This window comes from Nocardia sp. NPDC059240 (assembly GCF_042753865.1).
GTDB lineage: Bacteria > Actinomycetota > Actinomycetes > Mycobacteriales > Mycobacteriaceae > Nocardia.
In genome coordinates this window covers 1-1,337 of sequence record NZ_JBHZAC010000032.1, presented here as the reverse complement: position 1 = coordinate 1,337, position 1,337 = coordinate 1, and the positions used below count along the sequence as shown (strand labels likewise).

The window sequence follows — 1,337 nt, the reverse complement described above, 5'->3', positions numbered from 1 at the left end:
CGGTTGGACTGTGTGGCATTATATGAAATTGTTACAATGCTTATTGAAATATCCGGCTTGCCGATTCATGAATTTTTAAAATGTCCTACTACCGCAAGTCTTGCAATGAAAGTATATCAAATGAATTATCCTGAAGATTATGAAAAGGCTATTTCCACGAATTACGGTTATAGCAAATGGGGCGAGTTTACAGAGGATTTTATACGCAAGGCATATTATGGTGGACGTACAGAAGTATTTCAAAGTGAATTAAATGGCGGCTTTCATTATGATGTAAATTCATTATATCCGTACGTTATGAAAGTGAACCCAATACCTATAGGGAAACCGCGTCACCATAAAGGAGACAAAGCCCGAAACGTATTTAAATATTGGTACAGCTATAGACAGGGCGGCGGTTTTTTAGAATGTGATATTCACATACCGACTACTTTACATATACCGCCTCTACCTCACAGAATGTACAAAAAATTATGTTTCCCGGTCGGTAACCTTTCAGGGATATGGACGTTTGAAGAAATTGAATTGGCGTTAGAAATGGGTGCTAAAATAAAAGAAATTCATCAATGTATTTATTTTGAAAAGACCGATTATATATTTAAAGATTTTGTCTCCTATTTTGAAGAGATTAAAAATACAAGTGATGGAGCAAAAAAGACGTTTGCAAAATTAATGCAAAATGCACTGTACGGAAAATTCGGTATGCAAAGGGTTCGGCAAACGATTTTACCTGTCACAGAAATTGAGACATGCGAAGAAAAAGGCTATCCTTATGTTGAATTATTTAACCCTGTATATGGACAAGAATTTATTGAAGCAGCCGTCCCCAGCAAAGCGCCGTATATTCAGCCGCATATAGCCGCCTACGTTACGTCATACGCGCGTATTTTATTATATAGAGGTTTAATTAAACAATTAGAAAAAGGCGATGTGGCATATTGTGATACCGATTCAATAGCATGTGAAGCTATTTTTGATGATGACATGGTTGACGATAGAGAGTACGGTAAATGGAAACTGGAAGGTATTCTTGAAGAAGGTTTATTCATTCAACCAAAAACGTATTATGAAAAATATGCTGATGAAATAAAACCAGAAGAAATAGAAAAAGAAATATCCTCTTTTTCTCGGAATGTATTTAATTATCCCGAAAAAAGCAAAGTAAAACAATATCGTTTGGTCAAAGGTTCGGAGACAATGAAATTTAAAGGCATTCCCGGCGCGTATATCAAGAAATTAAATAGAGGGGTATATTATGATATCCTAGAGAAATTAAAAAGCTTACAGGCGCGTCAGGAGCGCGGAGAAATGATAACGAAAAAAGAAGCCTATTATTC

At 35.8% G+C, this 1,337-nt stretch carries 1 protein-coding gene; it reads left to right on the top strand.

Annotation, left to right across the window (positions count from 1 at the left end; genetic code table 11):
• Positions 1-1,337 (top strand): DNA polymerase (locus ACFXHA_RS45635; RefSeq protein WP_379367743.1); only part of this gene is annotated, 1,337 nt, incomplete at both ends.